This is a genomic window from Enterococcus sp. AZ179, from assembly GCF_050498885.1.
Lineage (GTDB): Bacteria > Bacillota > Bacilli > Lactobacillales > Enterococcaceae > Enterococcus_D > Enterococcus_D entomosocium.
Window position 1 is genome coordinate 2,454,653 of record NZ_JBMHEO010000001.1, and the last position, 14,443, is coordinate 2,469,095.

Consider the following 14,443-nt stretch of genomic DNA (forward strand, 5'->3'; position numbering starts at 1 on the left):
AGAATGATTCGTTTTTTGATCTTATCAGGCTATTTTGAATTAATGATGTATTTGCAAGTGACGGGCAAACTCAATCAGTTTATCAACATTCATTATCGCTATCTCGCTATTTTATCTATGATCATTTCTTTATTGTTGGCTTTGGTCCAGCTGTACTTTTGGGTCAAACAAGAGCCCGAGCATCATCATGACGACGAGCACCAGCATGGATTAGAGAAAAAATACCAACGAGTGATTGCGTATTTTCTATTAGCCTTACCGATCATCGTGGGTCTCTTTTTTCCCACCGTTAGCTTGGATACGACGATCGTTGAAGCAAAAGGGTTTAATTTCCCCCTAAGTGAAGAATCTGTGGGGGATCCAGAAATGACGACCCAATATCTGAAACCCGATACAAGTCTTTATTTTAACAAAGAAGATTATGACACTCAGATGGATGCAGCCTTGGCACGTTACGCCAAAGATGAGACGATTGCGGTAACGGAAGAAAATTACTTGGAAGTCATGGAGTTGATCTATACGTACCCGAGTGAATTCATTGGTAAGAAAATCACCTATGATGGATTTGTGTACCATGCAGATCAAGATGATGCCAATGAAATCTTTTTGTTTCGTTTTGGCATTATCCATTGTGTGGCTGATTCAGGCGTTTTCGGTTTACGGGTGGAATTGCCGCAGCAAGCGACTGCAGAAAATAACCAGTGGCTCCACGTGGAAGGGACGATCCAATCGAAGTACTATCAACCCTTCAAACGAGACTTGCCGATGGTGGTAGCAGACCAAGAGAAGACGATTGAAGCACCAGAAAACCAGTATGTCTATCGCGCTTTCTAGCTTTTTTTAAGAAAGTTCATAGAAACATCATAAACCTTTGTTATAATGAAGAAAATCTAAGCATATGTTTGTAGTTTTATCAAACGTTTAGTACAATATAGTAGGAACATATGCTAAAATCTATACAAAAGAGAGGTGTCGTGAAATGGGTTTTACAGATGAAACAGTTCGCTTTGATTTTGATGATAGCCGTAAAAAAGAAGTCAGCGAAACATTAGCTATCGTCTACCGAGCATTAGAGGAAAAAGGATACAATCCGATCAATCAAATCGTCGGTTATCTCCTTTCTGGCGACCCGGCTTACATTCCTCGTTATCGGGATGCCCGGAATTTGATTCGTCGTCACGAACGGGATGAGATCATGGAAGTTCTGATCCGTTATTATTTAGGCAATCACGGGATCAACCTATAATGAGAATCATGGGATTGGATGTTGGTTCGCGGACAGTCGGCGTGGCGGTCAGTGACCCAATGGGCTGGACAGCACAAGGGATCGAGATCATTCGCATCAATGAAGATGAAGGCAATTTCGGTTATGATCGACTTGCTGAATTGGTGAAAGAATATGAAGTCTCACGTTTTGTGGTAGGACTACCTAAAAATATGAATAATACGATCGGACCTAGAGCGGAAGCTTCTATGGCTTACGGCGCAGCGATCGAACAGCAATTCGGTTTGCCGGTCGTTTACCAAGACGAACGTCTGACGACCGTTCAAGCAGAACGAATGCTGGTAGAACAGGCGAATACATCGCGTGCCAAACGAAAAAAAGTGATTGATAAATTAGCAGCAGTCATGATTTTGCAGAATTATTTAGATGGTGCTGGGAAACAGCTGTTTTAATTTACAGAAAAGAGGAAAATAAATGTCAGAACATACACACGATCATAACCACGATCACGATCATGAAGGACATGAACACATTACTTTGATCGATGACCAAGGAAATGAAACCTTATACGAAATTCTATTAACGGTTGACGGTACGGAAGAATTCGGCCGCAACTACGTCTTGCTTTATCCAGCAGGCGTACCGGAAGAAGAAGACGTTGAATTACAAGCGTACGCTTATATTGAAAACGAAGACGGTTCTGAAGGTGAATTAGAACAGATCGAAACAGAAGCAGAATGGGATATGATTGAAGAAGTCTTCAACACATTCATGGCGGAAGAAGAAGAATAACAAGCTGCAAGTGCTGATCCTTTCCATAAGGGATCAGCACTTTTTTTGATTTTTAACGACTGTTTATTATAGAAGCAAGCCTGCTTTTTTGAAAGGAATGAGTAAAATGAATCACGTAACGATTTTTGAGCTTGAAAAGATCGCAGAAGAGCAGCTAGTTTTTGCGGTGATCATCAGCAAGTATCAAGAAAAGCTCGTCTATGTCAAACACAAAGAACGAGACACATTAGAAATACCCGGAGGTAAGCGAGAATCAGGAGAAAGCATCACAGCGTGTGCCGCCCGTGAATTAAAGGAAGAACCAGGAGCCAAGCACTTTACTCTAGAGCCGTTATTTATCTATGGGGTAGAAAAAGACGGGGAGACCGATTACGGCTTGGTGTTCGAAGCCCAGATCACGGACTTGGAGGATGAGTTGACCTCAGAGATCGAAGCAATCTATGTAAGGGCAAAGCCGCCTGTCAGTTGGACATATCCAACGATTCAGCCGTTGTTATTGGCAGAATATCTTAAACGAACAAAACAATAATTCAGCTAGTTCAAATGGAGGGCTGTCTTGAGTGGAAAAGTAAAGTAAGCCTATTTGACAGGAGTGAGCGAATGAGTTGCGTGATCCTACAATCAGGCGTAGGATAAAAATGTAAACGTTATCTTATCGGAGAGTAGGGAAAGGCATGGAAAAAATCTATCAAGCAAGTACAGCAGAAGGAGCAATTGATTTTATCAATATGCGCGATTTGGAGATCGCCGCAGAGGAAGTGATTCCTAAAGGTGGGTATGGCTATATCAGCAGTGGTGCGGGGGATATTTTTACCTATCAAGAAAATGAACGCGCCTTCAATCACAAATTGATCATTCCTCATGTCTTAAAGGACATTGAATTACCGGACACAACGTTGTCCTTTGGCGGTGACACGTTGTCAGCGCCAATCATTATGGCGCCTGTGGCTGCCCACGGCTTAGCAAATGTTGCGGCAGAGCAAGCGTCAGCCAAAGGTGTGTCACGTTTTGGCACGATCTATACGGCGAGTTCGTATGCCTCTTGTACGTTGGAAGAAATCCGAGCGGCTGGAGGTCAAGAAGCGCCGCAGTGGTTCCAGTTTTATATGAGTAAAGACGATGGTATTAACAAAGACATCTTGGCGATGGCAAAACGCAATGGCGCCAAAGCGATCGTTTTGACCGCAGATGCAACCGTGGGGGGCAATCGAGAAACGGATCGCCGCAATGGCTTCACCTTTCCGTTGGCAATGCCGATCGTTCAGGCTTATCAATCAGGGATCGGACAAACGATGGATGCCGTTTACGGCTCCTCAAAACAAAAATTAAGTCCTCAGGATGTCGCTTTTATCGCCAAAGAATCTGATTTGCCGGTTTATGTCAAAGGGGTGCAATCAGAAGAAGATGTGGAACGAGCATTAGGGGCAGGTGCACAAGGGATTTGGGTCTCAAATCACGGGGGACGCCAATTGGATGGTGGTCCAGCTTCCTTTGATTCCTTGCAGATCGTGGCTGAAGCAGTAGCAGGTCGGGCGCCGATCGTCTTTGATAGCGGGGTACGGCGAGGACAACATGTCTTTAAAGCGATTGCTTGCGGAGCAGATCTGGTGGCAATCGGTCGACCAGTGATTTATGGGTTGGCTCTAGGTGGTGCCACCGGTGTTCAACAAGTCTTTGATTTCTTCAAAAAAGAATTGGAGATGGTCATGCAGCTTGCGGGGACGCAAACGGTGGCAGATATCAAAAAAGCCGTCTTACGGGACAATCATTATTTATAAGCAATCCCTCAAAAAGCACTCGAGTCGTTGACTCAGGTGCTTTTTTCAATGATCCTTTCTGATCCTGAAGAGCAGAGCCAACAGTTCTTTTTGCCGTAAAAAGTGTATATGATTTTGAAACAATTGCAAAATCCGCTACACTTAAAAGAGACCAATAAACTAAAGGAGAGAGATTGATGATTCCAAAAATTATTCATTATTGCTGGTTTGGCGGCAATCCATTAGGTGAACAAGAAAAGAAATACATGGATACCTGGAAAAAATATTGTCCGGATTATGAGATCAAACGTTGGGATGAATCAACGATCGACCTTTCAAAATTCGGTCCTTATCTAAAAGAGGCCTATGACCAAGAAGAATGGGCATTTGTGTCAGATGTGGTTCGTTTGTATGCGTTAGTGACAGAAGGCGGTATTTATATGGATACTGATATCGAGGTGGTCAAACCTTTAGATGAGCTCTTGACACTGGAGGCATTTATGGGCTTTGAGATCGAAACCAAGATTTCTACTGGGATCATTGGAGCGGTTCCGCACCATCCCTTTATGGAAGAATGGTACCACGATTACGATGACCGAAAATTTGTCCGGGCAGAAAAAACGGAAGATGTCGTCACCAATGTGATCCGAGTGACGGAACTGTTGCAAAACCACGGATTAGAATTGAATAATCAACAACAAACCGTTAAGGGTGTAGAAATCTTCCCGCAAATGACGTTTTCACCAAAAAGCTATATCACGGGTGAGGTCGAGGAAGATCCGAGTACGATGGTAATCCATCAGTTTTCTGGCTCTTGGTTATAAAAGAGTAAGTCTATGAAAGGACGGACAGTGGGGAAAGCTGTCCGTCCTTTTTGCTTTTGCAAGGGATGATGGAGATGTGATAGAATAGCTTGAAAAAATGAGGAGGCGTTTTGATGGCTATCAAACGATGTACTTTGGCAGATTTAGAAGAATTGGGAGAAATCAGCGTATCCACCTATTACGATACATTTGCTCCTTTCAATACGGAGGAAAATACCCGCATCTATCTAGAAGAAGCCTACAATCTGCCGAAACTGACCCGAGAGTTAGAAAATCCGCAATCGGCGTTTTATTTTTTGCAAGAAAATGATCAAACCGTAGGGTATATCAAACTTAACTGGGGGGAGGCACAGACGGAAGCAATCGCCCCAGAGGGGTTGGAAATTGAACGGATCTATATCAAAAAAGAACATAAGCGGATGGGCTATGGCAAAACACTGCTGCTGTTTGCCCAAGAGACCGCCAAAAAGCTGCAGAAAAAGTCGATCTGGTTAGGCGTTTGGGAATTTAACGACAATGCGTTGGCTTTTTATCATACGATGGGCTTTGAAAGAGTTGGCAGTCATTCCTTTTTTATGGGGGATGATGAGCAGACGGATTTCTTGATGCTGAAAGAGCTTTGAGTGCCGCCTTGTATGAGGAATTAGAAATTACTTTCCATTTTTTTTGCAATCAAGTATAGTTAAAGGGATTGATGAAAAAAGAACGATTGGTGAAAACCATCGCTAAGGAGAGCAATTGTAAATGGAAAAACAGAGAAACGAAAGTATTTTGTCACGTTTTCTTAAAGGCGTGGTGATTGCCTTGGGCTTTATCTTGCCTGGTGTTTCAGGTGGCGTATTGGCAGCCATCTTAGGCATTTATGAGCGGATGCTGCGCTTTATGGCACATCTGACGAAGAATTTTAAAGAGAATTTCCTCTTTTTCCTACCAGTAGGGATCGGGGGAATCGTAGGGATCGGTCTTTTATCGAAGCCATTAGAGTGGTTGCTGCAAAATTATCAAATCATCGTTTTGTGGGGCTTTGCGGGGGCAATTATTGGGACATTACCGGCACTTGCCAAAGAATCGACTTTAAAAAGCAAACGAACAACCGGTGATTTGATTTGGTTCTTCGGCAGTATGGTCATCGGCTTCTTGTTCCTCTATTTTATGGGCGATATCTTAGGAACCATCCCTGCTAATTTCATAGGTTTTGTGATCGCCGGCGGTCTGATCGCGTTAGGTGTTTTGGTTCCCGGCTTGAGTCCTTCAAACCTTTTGCTCGTTCTGGGCCTTTATGATCCGATGTTGAAAGGCTTTAAGAGCTTTGACATCATGGGTGTCTTTCTACCGATCGCCATTGGTGGCTTGGCAGTGATGCTGTTGTTTTCGAAATTGATGGAGTGGCTATTGACGCATTATCATTCAAAAGTCTATCACTTCATTTTAGGGATCGTTATTGCCTCAACGGGTTTGATCGTGATTCCTCCGGTGGCAAACTATAGCGGCTTTACTTGGGTAACGGCCGTCATCGGAATTATCTTGTTTGTCTTGGGGGCTTGGTTAGGTCTTTGGATGAGCAAGCTGGAAGAAAAATACAAGTAAATCAAAACGGCACATCGTTTGGCGATGTGCCGTTTTTGTTAGGTTATGATTCGGGCAGCTAAGAGAAAGCGTTGGTGGACAGCCAGTAGTAAAAAGATTGGAACGTTTGATAACGATGTGATACAGGTTTAAAAACTGTTCTATTTTTGTTGAAAGATTTCCTAGTGTTTGGTATATTGTAGTCTATATAAAGAAGAATTTTTCATGTGTTACAGTTTAGATAATTGTTTGAGGTTATTGAGAAAAAGGAGGGACAAGCATGCAAGATGCGACCTATTGGGCGGAACAATTGCGGCAAGGACAAATCAGCTTTGCAGAGCGGGTGGCGATGATCGAAGAAAAAGTCAATCAACAAAATTCGCTTTTGAATGCGCTTGTAACATTTGATCCGCAAGCAGCGATCCAGCATTACGAGCAGCATCTTCAAAAAACGGTTTTTGGTGGACAACCCATGCCGTTAAAAATACTCGGCCAAACCAAAGCAGGGTGGCCAGCAACGTCAGGAGCCAAACTGTTTGCAAAAGCACGAGCCAGCCGCACGGCTCATTTTGTCTCTCGTTTAGAAGAGGCGGGCTTTGTGCCGTTAGGGCAAACCAATGCACCAGAATTTGGATTCAAAAATATCACTGATCCAACATTGTATGGGCCTACACGTAATCCGTGGAATCCTGCCTATTCAGCTGGTGGTTCCAGTGGTGGTGCGGCAGCGGCAGTGGCTTCGGGGATGTTTCCGATTGCAGGTGCCAGTGATGGCGGCGGATCGATCCGCATTCCAGCTTCCTTTAGCGGATTGATCGGTTTGAAGCCAACCCGTGGCACGATGCCAGTGGGTCCTAGTGAATGGCGCAGCTGGCAAGGCGCTTCCATCAACTTTGCGTTGACGCTTTCTATGCGTGATACGGAACAGTTGTTTTATGCGTTGCGGACGTCACAGCCGGCAGCCCCTTATCAGGCACCGCAAGTAGAATGGCATCATCAGCAAGCGAGTCAAAAACCGCGGTTGAAGGTTGCTTTTACTACCGCATCGCCGACCGGTGGCCAAGTGTCTGAAACTGCCATCCAAGCAGTCCGAAGTGCAGCCGCATTTTTAGAAAAGCAGGGGCACGAAGTCATTGAAGTGGGCTATCCAGTGGATGGTCAGCAAATGATGACCACTTATTACGCCATGAATGGTGGCGAAACAGCTGCGATGTTTGCTGAGATCGATGCTGCTCGTCAAGAACCGGTCAGACGGGAAGAAATGGAATTGATGACCTGGGCACTTTACCAATATGGCAAAAAACTGCCGGCCGCCGATTACGTTCTTGCCTTGCAGTGGTGGGATCAGCTGGCAGAAAAAATGGAAGAAGTCTTTTCGACCTATGATCTCTTTTTAACACCGACGACGGCTTTTCCAGCCCCTTTGATCGAGGAAGACTTACAAAGCGATAGCATTCGCCAAAGACTGCATGAGATCGAATCGCTTGGAAAAAGTGCTGCGGGTGAGTTGATCGAAGAAATGTTTTCCAAGAGCTATGCTCTGACACCTTACACTCAATTAGCCAATTTAACGGGGCAGCCAGCCATCAGCTTGCCAACTGCTCTTAGCGAGGAAGGGTTGCCGCTAGGGATCCAATTTATGGCGTCTAAAGGCAGAGAAGATCTGCTTTTCCAAGTCGGCTATTTATTTGAAACACAGCAACGATTTCTGTTGCCAAAACAAGGAGACTAGGAGGATATTATGAAACAAGTTAGAAAAGGGAAAATCGTTGCAATGGTTGGCTTTTTAGGTTTATTTGCGGGAGTCTTGTTAAGTGCCTGCAGCAAACCAACGGAAGAAGACTCAAGTCTAAACAAGGTGGAAGAAGCCAAAACATTGGTTGTTGCTACTTCGGGAACCTTGTATCCATCGTCTTACTATAACGATGAAAATGAATTAGTGGGCTATGATGTCGATGTGGCAAAAGAAGTCGCCAAACGATTAGGCGTAGAGATCACATTTAAAGAGTACAATGTCGATGGACAAGTTTCTTCTTTAACACGTGGAGAAGCCGATTTTGCTGCCAACGATTTTGGTTTGACGGATGAACGGGCGGAAAAATTCAGTCTCTCAACGCCTATCAAATACTCGTTCGATAGTATGATCGTGCGAAAAAGTGATGACTCTGGGATTGCTTCTTTAGAAGATTTGGATGGCAAAAAAGCTGCTGGTGAACCGAATACCAGCTACATGCGCTTAGCCGAATCCTATGGGGCAGAATTAGTGACTTACGACAACGCAACGAATGATCAGTATTTGACAGATGTTGCGAATGGTCGAACGGATGTGATCTTGAATGATTACTATTTGCAAAAAATGGCGGTTGCTGCTTTGCCAGATATCCCTGTAAAAATTTTAGAAGATGTCTACTTTAATCCGAATGAAACGGGCTTCTTATTTGTGAAGGATCATAAAGCATTGCAGGAAAAAGTGGATGCTGTTTTAGCAGAAATGAAAGAAGACGGCCGTTTAAAAGAACTTGCAGAAACGTATTTTCAAACCGATATTTCAGTAAAATCTGATCAAGCGATCCAAACGGTTGAAACAGACTAATGTATATTCCAACCCTTGATTTGCCGTTGATGTGGGACTCATTGCCCTATTTGCTGTCGGGCTTGTCCTATACGGTCGGCATTGCTGTCGTTTCTTTTCTAGGTGGCAACCTCTTAGGGATCATGCTCACCTTCTTAGGGATGCTGGAAAACCCCATCATTAGAGGGTTCGTGCGGGGCTATCTCTCATTTCTAAGAGGCGTCCCAGCGTTGGTCTTGTTGTTCCTACTGTATTTTGGCTTGCCCTATCAATTGTCGGCGCTTAGTGCTGCGATCATCTGTTTTACATTGACCAGCAGCGCATTTATCGGGGAAATCTACCGAGGATCAATTGCTGGAGTGGATCGCGGGCAATTTGATGCTGCCTATGCGTTAGGGTTATCATTTACGAAAACGATGCGTCTGATTATTTTGCCGCAAGCTTTTCGTATATCTGTACCGGCATTGAGTAATGTGGCAATGGATTTGTTGAAAGGAACCTCCTTGGCAGCAATGATCACGATTCCTGATATTTTTCAAAAAGCCAAGATCGTTGGCGGACGAACTTTTGATTACATGTCCATGTACGTGCTAGTTGCCATCATCTATTGGCTGTTGTGCATTTTGATTGAAGCCGGGCAAAAGCGATTAGAACAACATTTTTCAAAACGCTTTTCTGCTAATGATACTGTAAGACAATAAAAAAAGAGCCGAGGCCCTTCAACTGCTGTCAATGTTTCATTGTGAGACATTGACAGCAGTTTTTTCTTTAGGTAATGAAGCAGCACCACAAGTTAGCCAGAGAAAAAAGGCAGAATAGTATCGCGTTTACTCTGGACGGTTTTTTATAAATTCGATAAAGGTAATGATTTCAGATAGTTGATATTCAGTAAAGTCCTCATTGATTCTTGAAGCCACACGAATCTGTTTCATAGAGAGGGCTTCCAAATCATTCGGACGTCCATGTAAATAATCGAGACTGACATTGAAGTAATCAGCAAGTTCTTTTTGGATCTCAATATCGGGCATCCGATTGCCTTGCTCATACGAAGCATAGGTTGTTTTGGCGATTCCTAAATATTTTGCCATTTTTGCTTGTGTTAAACCAGATCGCGTTTTCCGCAACTGTCTTAAACGATCTTTAAACATGAAATCCCCTCCACAAAATTATTCTACTATGACACGATAGAAGCAGAAAGAAATTAATGTTTTATATCACTAATAGAGTTTTATTGCATTTACAAAGTACTCGATATGTAATACTATTTATGTGAAGAAGGATTACTACCTGTAAGAATCAGCAGATAGTGAATCGTTCTCAAGGATTTTTTATAGCATGAAGGAGGGTAGAAGAAAGGAATAGATACACCAAAATGGAAGCGTTTCATAAAAGGAGGAAGTGAAATGAAAAAAGTATTGATAATTTGTGCAGCAGGCATGTCTTCATCGTTGATCGCTAAAAAAGGAACAAGCTTTTTAACCACAGAAGGCTGGTCAGTGAGGATCGATGCCATCTCTGCTTCAGAGGGGATCGCTACGATCGCTAAGGATGAGTATGATTTATATTTAGTTAGCCCGCAAACGAAAATGCATTTTGCCAATTTAAAGAAAAGCGCCGATAAATACGGCAAACCAATCGTGAATATTCCCCCGCAAGCATATATTCCGATACCGATCGGGATCGAGAAATTAGCACAGCTAGTCAAAGAAAGCATTGCATTAGAAAAAAGTGCGAAATAAATGGAGGTAGGCTATGGATAGTGAAAAAATTCAAGAAATATCCTTTGAACTTATTTTAGCAAGCGGTGATGCCCGCACGATGATTCATCAAGCCTTTGAACAGATGCGAAACAGCAGTTGTCAAGAAGCGCAAGAGTTGTTGGACATAGCCAATGATTCATTAGTCAAAGCCCACCGCATCCAGTCAAAAATGCTGCAAGAATATGCTTCAGGGACTTCATTTACCTGCGATATCTTGTTGATCCATGCACAAGATCATTTGATGACAACCATGACCCTCAGAGAAGTAGCACTAGAAATGCTAGGGATTTATCAAAAAATGAGTAGCCTTGAAGAAGCGATCCAATGCAGGAATGCAGATGGCGAGTAAGCAAGCAAAAGTTGCTCAAAGAGATGCGTCGCAAAAACTGACGAAGAAAAATCTCTATTTTCAACGGCTGTTGCTATTGCGGTATTTAGTCGCATTCTTTTTCTTTTTTAACCTATATTGGCTGTTGGCTGCTTCTTTGGCAGGGCAATGGCTGCGTGTGGTTCCACTGAGCCTGTTGCTTTTTTCAATGGGAGCGATCAGTGAGTTTATCCGCTTATATGGACACCACGCAACCATCGTTTCCAAGCAACTCTTTTTTACTACATGGTATTTACGCCTTCAAATGGGGACAATGGCCATTCTTTTTTTATTGACTTTTTTTGGAGTGACAGAAGTTATTTTCCCCTATTTCACCTCGCAAAGTATCGAGTATGTTCGCATAGTTCTCTGGATAAGTGGCGTCTTTGCATGGAGTGGTATCAGAAAACTGAAGAAAATTTTTCGCAATAAAGACCGACATTGGCAATGGATTCGCGAATTTGAAGAGATAGAAAGAAAGGGTGATTGATTTGACAGAATCGAACAATAAACTATTTCAACTTTTAGAAAAAGCAGTAATGGGTCCGATGGGAAAGATTTCCCAATACAAAATCGTTCGTAGCATCATGGCGGCTGGGATGGCGTCGATTCCTTTTACGATCGTAGGCTCAATGTTTTTAGTATTCAACATTTTACCGATCACGTTTCCGTTTTTAGCTGACTTTTTTGAAGCGACTTTTTTGAATTTCAGTGATTTGTATATGTTAGCAAATAGTACGACCATGGGGTTATTGGCATTATACTTTTGTATCGTTTTGGGCTATGAGTATTCCAAGATCATTCAAGTCGAGGAAAATCTCGACCTGACGCCGATCAATGGGGCGTTGTTAGGTGTTTTTGCTACATTGATGTCGATTCCTCAGCTTGTTTTTGACGGCGGAAAAATGACACGGATGAATGATGTGGAAGAAGGGCTGATCAATGGTTGGTTGATTGGTGCCGATGGGGTCGCACGTTTAGGAACTGTTGGTATTTTTACTGGGATCGTGATGGCGGTCGTTGCCGTTCAGCTGTATCGTCTCTGTGTAAAAAACAACTGGGTCATCAAAATGCCTGAAGAAGTGCCTGAAGGTGTGGCTCGTAGTTTTACGGCACTGATACCAGCCTTTGTGGTGGCAGTCGTGGTTCTGACCATCAATGGTGTTTTAGTTGTTTTAGGGACGGATATTTTTCAACTAGTAGCAATTCCGTTCGGGTTTGTTACCCACCTTACGGATAGCTGGTTGGGAATCATGGTGATTTATTTCCTCGCGCATGCCTTGTGGTTGGTAGGGATTCATGGATTCAATATCATTAGTCCACTGATCACCCCGATCATGTTAGCTAATTTAGCTGCCAATGTTGAAGGGGCGAGTTTCCCATTAGCAGGCCAATTTACCAACGGGTACGTGACATTAGGTGGTTCGGGAGCAACCCTTGGTTTTACCTTATTTATGATCTACATTGCTAAATCGAAACAGATGAAAGTATTAGGGAGAGCTGCCATCGTCCCGTCGATTTTCAATATCAATGAACCGATCATTTTCGGCGTGCCGATCATCTATAATCCTTATTTAGCAATTCCTTTCTTGTTAGCACCGATGGCATCCGCCACGATCGCGTATTTTGCCACAAGGATGGAATTGATTCGTCCCATGATCGCCAATATTCCTTTCCCAACACCCGTTGGACTTGGTGGCTTTATTGGCACCGGTGGAGACTGGCGTGCAGGCGTCGTTGCCATTGTTTGTGCAGTTGTTTCTTTCTTGATCTATTTTCCATTTGCGAAGTTTTATGACACAAAATTGCTGAAAGAAGAACAAGAAGCCGCATAAGACGAGCAGTTGGGAAAACAGCAAGTAGCTACATTATCCCTATGAGAAAAAAACAGTTGTCCCTTTGCAGTTGAAGGGATAACTGTTTTTGCAATGGTCCTTCTTTTTCATGGTAAAATAAAGAAAAGCAAATCGAGGAGGGTCTTTTATGAAGTATGAATGGCGCAAACTAGAAAAAGAGCTTTATCTTCCCAAAAAACCAACAGTGATCGAGGTGCCAACGTATCAATTTATTAGTTTGAGCAGCAGCGGCAATCCGAATCGTCCTGAATTTAGCGAAGAGATCGCCGCTTTATATACGATTTCTTATTCACTCAGGATGGGATTGAAAAAAGGGGCTTTTGGAAATGAACCCTTTGAATACACGGTCTTTCCTTTGGAAGGCGTGTGGACCTCTCTGACAAAGCCAGAGGGTGCCATCAACAAAGAAGAATTGATCTACAAAATCATGATTCGCCAACCAGAACCAGTCACGGAAACACTGTTTCAAGAACAGCTCTTGGCCGTCAAAGAGAAGAAAGACAATCCAAATCTAGAAAAGCTCATCTTTGAGCGCTATGAAGAAGGATTGTGTCTGCAAGCGATGCATACAGGTTCTTTTGACACTGAAGCGGAAACATTTGCGAAAATGAAAGAGCTGTTAAAACAAGAGCAGTTAGTGATCCGTCCAACGATGGACACGTTCCAGCATCGAGAAATCTATTTGTCTGATCCGCGAAAAGTTTCACCAGATAAAGCCAAAACCGTCCTGCGATGGGCAGTAGAAGCAGAGGGTGGGATTCAGTGAATAAAAACTATTTAAGCATCGACATCGGCGGCACGAAAATCAAATCGGCTGTCATTGATCGCTCGGGGAATATTCTGACACGAGGCCGGATGGATACGCCGAAAAATCTTACGGAATTTCTGACAGGGATTGAAACGATCATTGAAGACGTTCATGGGAGCATTCGGGGCATTGCTGTTAGTACTCCAGGAAAAGTCAACCCAGAGACAGGGACAATCTCGTTTGGCGGGGCATTGCCTTTTTTAGATGGGGTCTCCTTAAAACAGCTGCTGGCAAAGTATCAAATGCCGCTTGCTGTGACCAACGATGGCAAAGCAGCCGCATTAGCTGAATGGTGGCTAGGAAACCTTAAAGGGATTCAAAACGGAGCTGCCATAACATTAGGTACTGGTTTGGGCGGTGGCGTAATCGTTGAGGGAAAACTGATCCAAGGTGCACATTTTCAAGCCGGGGAATTAAGTTTTCTACTAAATGCCACTAAGAGAAGTGACACTCAAGAAAACGCTGAGCAACCAGTCAATCAGGGATTGACCCTGCAGCAATTGGCAGGTTTTAGCGGTTCAGCGGTCGCCATGATTCGTCGCAGCGCCCAACTGCTAGGCTTAGCTGATCTTGCGGATGGTGAAGCAGTTTTTGACGCCATCAATCAGAAACAACCACAGGTCTGGGCGCTATTTACAGCGTATTGCCGAGAAATCGCGTGTGTCATGCTCAATGTTCAAGCCGTGATCGACTTAGAGCGCTTCGTGATTGGCGGGGGCATCAGTGCCCAAGCGATCGTGGTGGAAGAAATCGACCGTCAGTATCAGCAACTGCTAGCTAGTTTACCGATTTTGCAGCAGACTTTGACGAAGCCGGAAATCCAAGCCTGCAAATTTCAAAATGACGCCAATTTATTAGGGGCGCTCTATCATTTCTTTTTGGAACATGAGATGAAATAAAATAGAAAAAAACTGCC

At 43.5% G+C, this 14,443-nt stretch carries 19 protein-coding genes; 18 read left to right on the plus strand and 1 reads right to left on the minus strand.

The window, feature by feature from the left end; translation table 11 throughout:
- Positions 1-3: 3 nt before the first annotated feature.
- The 12 genes from IGI88_RS11570 to IGI88_RS11625 all read left to right on the plus strand — a co-directional run bounded on the left by IGI88_RS11570 (position 4) and on the right by IGI88_RS11625 (position 9,437).
- Positions 4-834, plus strand: a complete 831-nt coding sequence (locus tag IGI88_RS11570; protein ID WP_008380795.1) for a TIGR03943 family putative permease subunit — start codon at positions 4-6, stop codon at positions 832-834.
- A gap of 145 nt (positions 835-979) precedes the next feature.
- Positions 980-1,246 carry an IreB family regulatory phosphoprotein gene (locus IGI88_RS11575; protein WP_005228556.1) on the plus strand — a complete coding sequence of 89 codons (267 nt, stop codon included), beginning with the start codon at positions 980-982 and terminating at the stop codon, positions 1,244-1,246.
- Complete coding sequence (gene ruvX, locus IGI88_RS11580) at positions 1,246-1,677, plus strand: Holliday junction resolvase RuvX (RefSeq protein WP_005234242.1); 432 nt, start codon at positions 1,246-1,248, stop codon at positions 1,675-1,677. The genes IGI88_RS11575 and ruvX overlap by 1 nt, the downstream gene beginning before the upstream one ends.
- A gap of 22 nt (positions 1,678-1,699) precedes the next feature.
- Positions 1,700-2,017 carry a DUF1292 domain-containing protein gene (locus IGI88_RS11585; RefSeq protein WP_005228559.1) on the plus strand — a complete coding sequence of 106 codons (318 nt, stop codon included), beginning with the start codon at positions 1,700-1,702 and terminating at the stop codon, positions 2,015-2,017.
- Positions 2,018-2,123: 106 nt separating this feature from the next.
- Complete coding sequence (locus tag IGI88_RS11590) at positions 2,124-2,546, plus strand: NUDIX hydrolase (protein ID WP_008380800.1); 423 nt, start codon at positions 2,124-2,126, stop codon at positions 2,544-2,546.
- A 145-nt stretch (positions 2,547-2,691) separates the two neighbouring features.
- Positions 2,692-3,795: an alpha-hydroxy-acid oxidizing protein gene (locus IGI88_RS11595; RefSeq protein WP_008380802.1), complete on the plus strand. Its 1,104-nt coding sequence runs from the start codon at positions 2,692-2,694 to the stop codon at positions 3,793-3,795.
- A 176-nt stretch (positions 3,796-3,971) separates the two neighbouring features.
- Positions 3,972-4,598, plus strand: a complete 627-nt coding sequence (locus tag IGI88_RS11600; RefSeq protein ID WP_005234264.1) for a glycosyltransferase family 32 protein — start codon at positions 3,972-3,974, stop codon at positions 4,596-4,598.
- A gap of 113 nt (positions 4,599-4,711) precedes the next feature.
- Positions 4,712-5,221: a GNAT family N-acetyltransferase gene (locus IGI88_RS11605; protein WP_016619792.1), complete on the plus strand. Its 510-nt coding sequence runs from the start codon at positions 4,712-4,714 to the stop codon at positions 5,219-5,221.
- A gap of 121 nt (positions 5,222-5,342) precedes the next feature.
- On the plus strand, positions 5,343-6,185 hold the full coding sequence (locus IGI88_RS11610) for a DUF368 domain-containing protein (protein ID WP_005234267.1): 843 nt from the start codon (positions 5,343-5,345) through the stop codon (positions 6,183-6,185).
- Positions 6,186-6,444: 259 nt separating this feature from the next.
- Positions 6,445-7,896 (plus strand): amidase, encoded by a 1,452-nt coding sequence (locus IGI88_RS11615; protein WP_429960546.1) that lies wholly within the window; start codon positions 6,445-6,447, stop codon positions 7,894-7,896.
- Positions 7,897-7,905: 9 nt separating this feature from the next.
- A complete protein-coding gene (locus tag IGI88_RS11620; RefSeq protein WP_429960547.1) occupies positions 7,906-8,757 on the plus strand; it encodes a transporter substrate-binding domain-containing protein in 852 nt (283 codons plus the stop codon).
- On the plus strand, positions 8,757-9,437 hold the full coding sequence (locus IGI88_RS11625) for an amino acid ABC transporter permease (protein ID WP_016619790.1): 681 nt from the start codon (positions 8,757-8,759) through the stop codon (positions 9,435-9,437). Before IGI88_RS11620 ends, IGI88_RS11625 begins: the two co-directional genes overlap by 1 nt.
- Before the next feature lie 126 nt (positions 9,438-9,563).
- On the opposite strand, the gene IGI88_RS11630 is transcribed toward IGI88_RS11625, so the two are convergent.
- A complete protein-coding gene (locus IGI88_RS11630; RefSeq protein WP_005228576.1) occupies positions 9,564-9,884 on the minus strand; it encodes a helix-turn-helix domain-containing protein in 321 nt (106 codons plus the stop codon).
- A gap of 255 nt (positions 9,885-10,139) precedes the next feature.
- Here IGI88_RS11630 and IGI88_RS11635 point away from each other — a divergent pair, with 255 nt between their 5' ends.
- The 6 genes from IGI88_RS11635 (at position 10,140) to IGI88_RS11660 (ending at position 14,426) form a co-directional block, all read left to right on the plus strand.
- Positions 10,140-10,475 (plus strand): PTS cellobiose transporter subunit IIB, encoded by a 336-nt coding sequence (locus IGI88_RS11635; protein ID WP_010749837.1) that lies wholly within the window; start codon positions 10,140-10,142, stop codon positions 10,473-10,475.
- A 13-nt stretch (positions 10,476-10,488) separates the two neighbouring features.
- Positions 10,489-10,845 carry a PTS lactose/cellobiose transporter subunit IIA gene (locus IGI88_RS11640; protein WP_016608816.1) on the plus strand — a complete coding sequence of 119 codons (357 nt, stop codon included), beginning with the start codon at positions 10,489-10,491 and terminating at the stop codon, positions 10,843-10,845.
- The gene (locus IGI88_RS11645; RefSeq protein WP_034858949.1) at positions 10,835-11,353 is read left to right on the plus strand and encodes a hypothetical protein; all 519 of its coding nucleotides are present in this window, start codon (positions 10,835-10,837) and stop codon (positions 11,351-11,353) included. Before IGI88_RS11640 ends, IGI88_RS11645 begins: the two co-directional genes overlap by 11 nt.
- Positions 11,346-12,698, plus strand: coding sequence for a PTS cellobiose transporter subunit IIC (gene celB / locus IGI88_RS11650; RefSeq protein WP_005228585.1), 1,353 nt, complete (start codon positions 11,346-11,348; stop codon positions 12,696-12,698). Before IGI88_RS11645 ends, celB begins: the two co-directional genes overlap by 8 nt.
- Before the next feature lie 148 nt (positions 12,699-12,846).
- Complete coding sequence (locus IGI88_RS11655) at positions 12,847-13,485, plus strand: GyrI-like domain-containing protein (RefSeq protein WP_086297843.1); 639 nt, start codon at positions 12,847-12,849, stop codon at positions 13,483-13,485.
- On the plus strand, positions 13,482-14,426 hold the full coding sequence (locus tag IGI88_RS11660; protein WP_086297840.1) for an ROK family protein: 945 nt from the start codon (positions 13,482-13,484) through the stop codon (positions 14,424-14,426). Before IGI88_RS11655 ends, IGI88_RS11660 begins: the two co-directional genes overlap by 4 nt.
- Positions 14,427-14,443 lie beyond the last annotated feature (17 nt).